Source organism: Alteribacillus sp. JSM 102045 (assembly GCF_041949975.1).
Classification (GTDB): domain Bacteria; phylum Bacillota; class Bacilli; order Bacillales; family Marinococcaceae; genus Alteribacillus.
Map to the genome: position 1 here is coordinate 47,824 of NZ_JBHFQG010000026.1, position 6,606 is coordinate 54,429.

At 40.9% G+C, this 6,606-nt stretch carries 5 protein-coding genes and 1 pseudogene; 4 read left to right on the forward strand and 2 right to left on the reverse strand.

Annotation, left to right across the window (positions count from 1 at the left end):
- The first annotated feature begins 329 nt into the window (after window positions 1-329).
- Entirely contained in the window at window positions 330-725 is a 396-nt protein-coding gene (locus ACE1TI_RS15840) for a DUF8042 domain-containing protein (protein ID WP_375008533.1), read from the forward strand.
- A 72-nt stretch (window positions 726-797) separates the two neighbouring features.
- On the opposite strand, the gene ACE1TI_RS15845 is transcribed toward ACE1TI_RS15840, so the two are convergent.
- The gene (locus tag ACE1TI_RS15845; RefSeq protein WP_375008534.1) at window positions 798-1,880 is read right to left on the reverse strand and encodes a DUF6612 family protein; all 1,083 of its coding nucleotides are present in this window, start codon (window positions 1,878-1,880) and stop codon (window positions 798-800) included.
- Between the two features lie 492 nt (window positions 1,881-2,372).
- On the opposite strand from ACE1TI_RS15845, the gene ACE1TI_RS15850 reads away from it, so the two are divergent.
- The 3 genes from ACE1TI_RS15850 (at window position 2,373) to hpf (ending at window position 5,318) form a co-directional block, all read left to right on the forward strand.
- Complete coding sequence (locus ACE1TI_RS15850) at window positions 2,373-3,800, forward strand: NAD-dependent succinate-semialdehyde dehydrogenase (RefSeq protein ID WP_375008535.1); 1,428 nt, start codon at window positions 2,373-2,375, stop codon at window positions 3,798-3,800.
- 486 nt (window positions 3,801-4,286) lie between these two features.
- The gene (locus ACE1TI_RS15855; RefSeq protein WP_375008538.1) at window positions 4,287-4,487 is read left to right on the forward strand and encodes a cold shock domain-containing protein; all 201 of its coding nucleotides are present in this window, start codon (window positions 4,287-4,289) and stop codon (window positions 4,485-4,487) included.
- Window positions 4,488-4,733: 246 nt separating this feature from the next.
- A complete protein-coding gene (hpf, locus tag ACE1TI_RS15860) occupies window positions 4,734-5,318 on the forward strand; it encodes a ribosome hibernation-promoting factor, HPF/YfiA family (RefSeq protein WP_375008536.1) in 585 nt (194 codons plus the stop codon).
- Between the two features lie 41 nt (window positions 5,319-5,359).
- Here the strand turns inward: hpf and ACE1TI_RS15865 are convergent.
- A pseudogene (locus ACE1TI_RS15865) lies at window positions 5,360-6,606 on the reverse strand (IS1182 family transposase); the annotation flags it as partial.

Consider the following 6,606-nt stretch of genomic DNA (forward strand, 5'->3'; position numbering starts at 1 on the left):
ATCAGCCCCCCTGTCCTTGGGGCCCTTGGAACTCCATGCATGATCATAATAAAACGAAGCTAATTTGGAAGTATGCAGCAGTTAGGTGAGTACATATCTAAGTGAAAGTGCATTATAAAAGCAAGAAAGCAGCCCAAACCTGAAGAAAAGGTGCATAAATCGCAAATAGCAGTTCATAATCCAATACCCAGCACCCTCCATGCTAAAGCCGCCATTCATAATAAAATCGACCGCAACTTCATTCAAAAGAACGTCCTATACAAAAAAAAGCACAATAATGCTATGATCAAACCACATCCCCCCCCCCGCCCCGAAAGGAGAACTCAATCATGTCTCAGCGTTTACGAGAAGCAGAACGCGTTTTTTTACAGAGATACAAAGAATGGCTCGATACGGTCGAAGAGGGCCTTTCCTCGGTGGCCTATTTTTACCGGGAAGGCCATGTGGATAATGGGGATCGGCTGCTAATTCAAATGATGGAAGAATTTGCGCCTTTTTCATCGGATAACATGACGATGCGTTATTTGTTTGTAGAAAAGGAAGAAATGGCAGAGGACATGGAGAATTTTCACGATAAATTGGAAAACGCGCAAAATATTTCTTCCTGCCATACAACAGAACAGCGGATACGTTTTTTAGCGTCGGACTTAATGCCTGCGTTTCAAAAGTGGAAACTTCTTGTGCAAAGCGTAAAAGAAGACGCGAAAAGGCCGGACCCAAGCTGATTTACAACAAACAGCAGGAGTCCGGTCTTATTTGTATCGTATTTCATTCATTTGCTATGGTTATTCTAGAATTTAATCTGTATTTGTATCATTTTCATCTTCTGCATCCTCATCGTTTTCCTCATTGCTAAGAAATTCGTTTAAATCGATTTCTACTTCCTCTTCGTCGTCTTCTGGTTCCGCGTCTTCATTATCCTTATAAAATTCTTCAATTTCTATGCCTTCAATGGTATCGAATTCTTCCATTTCTTTAAAACCGCTGAATTCTTCGAGCTCCATTTCCTCTGCGCTGTCTAGTACATCGGCAGGTACAGATACTTCTTCTGCTTCATTGAAATTATCATATCTGGCTACAACGGTATGAGTGGAGCTGTAAGATTTTCCTTCTTCGCTGTTCATGTTCATATTCATGTCCATTCTCAACTTCTTGGCATAAAAAGTTCCCTTATCAATCGACAGTTCAAACTCGAGACCTTCCATTTCGGTCATATACATCATATCTTCCATCATTTCAGAAAAATCGGTGTTGACCATTCGCATCATTTCTAAAGCAATCTGCTGCAGCTGCTCATTTTCTCCGGAGAAAGTAAGCCTGTAATGCTCATTGCCTTCCTCCATGTGAATGTCTTCAGTGTACGCTTCTATTAATTCAAGCGTATGGGCAGGTTTTTCAAACGATTCATCATAGGATTGAAGGTCTTCTGTAAATTCATCGGGAAACTTCACCCAGCGGCCCTCATTTGAATCAAAAATATAATATCCTTTCTCCGTAAAGTAGCGTTCTAACCCGACAACATCCGTTGACGTTTCCCTTTTTCCGTTTTCCTCTGTCGTTTTAATGGTAGAAGTTTCATGGTAACGAACGGGGTCAAGGTTAACTATGGTATGAGAGCGATATTTATTTCTTAAATATCCATCTTCTTTAAATCGGATATCTTGATTCATATTCGTGTCTATGGAGTAATTCTCTAGATCTTCCATCATATCAATGGACTGATCGAGAACATCATCGGCAGACTCTTCTTGTTCCTCCGGTTTTTCTTTCTCCGGCGGTTCAGAAGGTGTGCCGTTTTCATCCGTTTCTGCTTCTGATGTACATGCCGTGGCAAACACAGCCAGCATGATCACAAGCAGCCCCTTACGGATTCGTGACATGGTACATCCTCCTCTATGTGAAGGGTATCATTAAAATAGTATCATATGTAGGATGGCTTGGATAGAGCAGGAAAAGGAGTTCAGAAAAATAAGTAGAAACTAATAAGAGAGCAGGAGCTGATGAGGGGTATCAGATCCTGTCGATGGTTTGAACCGTCTAAGAGAGGGAATTTCGGTTCAAATAGTAGGCATTTTGGGGAAAAGCGCCTATTAGATTAGTAAGGAGGGATATGTTGGGAGGAAAAGGACGATGTCAAAGAATCAAATATGTATTTCTTTTTGCCCTAAATTTATTTTACCTTAACTTCATTTAATTTCAATAAAATGTAAAATTTCATACGGAAATTTAATTATTAGTTGTAAGTGGTTGTATATAATTGATTTTCTGGCAAGCAAAAATTTAAAATTCGGATAAAAAAGCATATAAATATTTATTTTCGGGTATGGAAATAAACAAATTGTTTACTGAGATGAAAAAAGGAGAGATCATTCATGGACACTAGATTGTATATAAACGGAGAATGGAAAACAGCAGAAAAAGGAACTTTTGACGTAGTAAATCCAGCGAATGGAGAAAAAATCGGCACCGCAGCAGACGGAGGAAAAAAAGAAACCAAAGAAGCTGTCGAAGCTGCCGAAAACGCCTTTAAAAGCTGGTCTGCCCTTACAGCCCAAGAACGTGCCGGCTATTTAAAAGAAATATACCGTCTGATGATGGAGAGAAAAGATGAGCTCGGAGAATTGATTACGGAGGAAATGGGAAAGCCGCTCAAAGAAGCAAAAGGAGAAATTCAGTACGCTGCTTCGTTTCTTGAATGGTTCGCAGAAGAAGGGAAGCGCACCTATGGAAGAATCATTCCAGCCAGCTCTACAGAAAAACGGATGATGGTGATTCAGCAGCCTGTAGGTGTCGTCGGAGCGATCACTCCGTGGAATTTTCCGCAGGCAATGGTTACCCGCAAAGTAGCTCCGGCTCTTGCTTCTGGCTGCACGGTCGTATTAAAGCCGGGAGAAGACACACCGTTTTCTGCAGTAAAATTTGCAGAGATTTGTGAAGAAGCGGGTCTTCCGAAAGGAGTATTCAACCTGGTCACCGGGCAGGAGGCTTCTGAAATCGGCGGAGAATTGATGGAGAATAAAGCGGTACGAAAAATTACTTTTACTGGATCTACGGAAGTTGGGCGTTTATTAATGAAACAAGGCTCCGAACAAATTAAAAAACTGTCGCTTGAATTAGGCGGACATGCGCCTATCATTGTCTTGGATGACGCGGATGTAGATAAAGCGGTTCAAGGTTCGATTGCTTCGAAGTTTAGAAATGCTGGTCAAACGTGCGTATGCGGCAACCGTATTTATGTACAAGAAGGCATTTATGATGAGTTTATTGAGAAATTTAAAGCAGAAACAGAAAAGCTGAAAGTCGGTAACGGGTTTAAAGACGATGTGGACATTGGACCACTTATCAACCAGGGAGGTTTTGAGAAAGTAGGTCGTCATGTGAAAGACGCGATCGACAAAGGCGCCGAGCTTGTTGTCGGCGGAGAAGGTTATGAAGAAAATGGCGCTTATTTCTTTAAACCAACTGTCCTGAAAGACATCACGCATGAGATGGTGATTATGGAAGAAGAAACATTCGGCCCTGTCGCTCCTGTGCAGAAAATTTCAAGCGACGAGGAAGGCATTCGTTTAGCCAATTCTTCTCCATACGGTTTAGCTTCTTATTTCTTTACAGAAAACATGAGCCGGGGCATGAAAGTAGCGGAAGGACTTGAGTTTGGTATAGTCGGCTGGAATGACGGCGTACCGTCTGCTGCCCAAGCGCCATTTGGCGGCTGGAAGCAAAGCGGTATAGGCCGGGAAGGCGGACGCGAAGGCATTGAAGTCTTTCTTGAAACAAAATATATTTCTATGGGTGTATAAGTGTTGGTGATAATGAAGGAGCTGTCTGAAAAGCCCTTGCATGGTAAACAGCCGGTTGTGAAAATAAATCACGACCGGCTGTTTTGCTTTTATTTGTTTTTTCTGTACAGGCAGTGCCATTGCTCTTAATCAGAAAGTTGGCAGCGGCGATCGATGTGGACCTTCCTCAAGCTTGGCAAAAAGAGTTAGGGAGGTCCTAATCACGCGAGTGCTTCCAAAAAGAATATGGGACTGTCTCTTACTTTCGAGACAATGTTTTTTGAAGAGAGCAGTTAACCTTGCTGCTACAGCACGGACCAAAAGGATTCTCGTTCCGCTAAATCTACAAAAGTAAGCTCCGCCCCGCCTATGCCTCTCATTGCGCAGCTCCATCACCTTCTAAATAAAAATGTGCAAATAGTTTGAAATTTTATTGACTATTTACTTGTTCATCTGCTATAGTAAAAAAGTGGGAAAGCCCGCGCATAACTTTCGAAAGGAATGTGAATTATGCAAGGAAAAGTAAAATGGTTTAACAATGAAAAAGGTTTTGGATTTATCGAGCGAGAAGACGGAGACGACGTTTTTGTACATTACTCTGCGATTAATGCAGAAGGCTATAAGTCGCTCGAAGAAGGACAGGACGTTGAATTTGAAATTGTGGAAGGTGCGCGCGGCCCCCAGGCTGCAAATGTTAACAAACTATAATATATTTTTCTGCCTCCTGAAAGACTGAGGAGCGCAGGACACAAATTTAAAATTAAGGCCGTTTTCAGCGATGAGGCGGGCTTTTTTACGTCTGAAACGAACCTGATTTTTTCATGAAGCTTGCTGTTCGACAAATTTCGCATTTTCTTTACATTCTTTCGATTTTTTTGACGATTTTTCTGTTTTGAGAAGGAGTCTAAAAGTGAATATAGAATAATAGTAGCATCGAAAGGAGGAGTTTACTTGATGAATTACAATATTCGTGGTGAAAACCTAGAGGTAACTCCGGCACTTAAGAATTATGTGGAAAAGAAAGTGACTAAGCTTGAACGTTATTTTGACAACACTCCGGTGGCTGATGTGCATGTGAAAATGGAGGTTCAAAATAGCGAACACATTATTGAGGTTACTGTTCCGATGCCGCAGCTTTTGCTTCGGGCAGAAGAAACACACGCTGACATGTACGCTGCCATCGATCTCGTCGTTGAAAAGCTTGAACGGCAGATTCGAAAACACAAAACAAAAGTGAATCGCAAGTTTCGTCAAGACGGCAGTGTGAAATACATGTTTAAAGACAACATTGAAGACTTAAATGAAGAGCTTGTTAATGGAGAATTATCGAATAACGAGTTTCCTGAAAGCGAAGTGGATGATTATGAAATCGTCCGTACGAAACGCTTTAACTTAAAACCGATGGATACAGAAGAAGCTATCCTGCAGATGGATATGTTAGGTCACAACTTTTTCGTATTTTCTAATGCGGTGAATGGCGATACTAATGTAGTATATCGAAGAAGAGATGGACGTTACGGCTTAATTGAGCCGGAATAAAGAATTATTAAGAATATATGTTGACGGCAGGATAACAGCCGTCATGAATAAGGAATATAAGAATGGCATAGCCATCTAGATAAAGATGGGGCTGGGACATAACTAGCCCGAAATAGTAAAAAAAGATTCCGATTATCGTTTTTTAATAATCGGAATCTTTTTTGGTTACTATTCAGGGGTCCATGATGTGTGGAGGCGGTATACTTTCTCAAGTTCACCGCCATAAATGCAAACCCTAACTCATTTTCTACTTTTTCTTTGCCTCTCACCGACATTCGAGTGAAACGCAAATTAGCCTTCAAAAATCCGAAGACTGGCTCTACATCTATCTTACGCTTACCATAGATTTCACCCGTTTTCGTTTCCGAAAGCTTTTCTCTCATATATGCTTTTTGGTTTTCCCATTTTTCGTTGTAATAAACCTTCCGATTCTTTCCTTCCTTTGCTTTTGTACACTTGGATCGTAATGGACAACCAGAACAGTCTTCACATTCATAGACCTTAAATGTTCGTTGAAATCCTGCTTTATCCACTCGGTTTGACGTATAGCGAAATGTCAATGTTTTCCCGTTTGGACAGGTCAATGAATCGTCTTTTTGATCATAGTCCCAGTTGGCCATGTTAAAAGGATCTTCCTTATATTTCTTTTTCTTTTCTTTACGATACAAGTTATACGTGATGAGTGGTGTACGTTTTCGATGGTTTAGAATATCTTCATAATTTTGTTCACTGCCATAACCGGCGTCAGCGACAATGTAGTTGGTAGCTGAAAAAAACCTTTCTCAATCTTATTTAGAAAAGGGATGAACGTTCGTGTATCCGTTGGATTGGGGAAAACATCATAAGCCAATGCATATTGTCCTTCTGTCGCCATTTGTACATTATAACCGGCTTTGAGTTTGACCATTTCTCATATAGTCATCTTTCATTCGCATAAATGTGACGTCATGATCGGTTTTCGAATAACTGTTGCGCTCCCCGAAGATTTTCATGTCCTTTTGGTATTTTTGTTTGCGCGCTACATAATCCTTGAATGGTTTTCGATATTGCTTTGGTGCTTTACGTTCGGAACGAAGCTGTTTACGTTCGCTTCCGTCTTCGCTCGCTTCGATTTGTTGATCATAATTCTCTACCTTTTCGTCTAGCTTTTTCACTATTTGGGTGAGTTCATCGGTAGATAATTCATCCATGTTGTCCCGTTCTATTTCTGGAATAATTTCTTTTTCCAATAGTTCTTCATACATTTGGTTGGATCTCTCCACCAACTGAGCGCTATATTTCTCCACGG

Bases quoted from the DNA above. Each gene is read 5' to 3' on its own strand.
- ACE1TI_RS15840 (WP_375008533.1), top strand. From the start codon at position 330: ATGTCTCAGCGTTTACGAGAAGCAGAACGCGTTTTTTTACAGAGATAC.
- ACE1TI_RS15845 (WP_375008534.1), bottom strand. From the start codon at position 1,880: ATGTCACGAATCCGTAAGGGGCTGCTTGTGATCATGCTGGCTGTGTTT.
- ACE1TI_RS15850 (WP_375008535.1), top strand. From the start codon at position 2,373: ATGGACACTAGATTGTATATAAACGGAGAATGGAAAACAGCAGAAAAA.
- hpf (WP_375008536.1), top strand. From the start codon at position 4,734: ATGAATTACAATATTCGTGGTGAAAACCTAGAGGTAACTCCGGCACTT.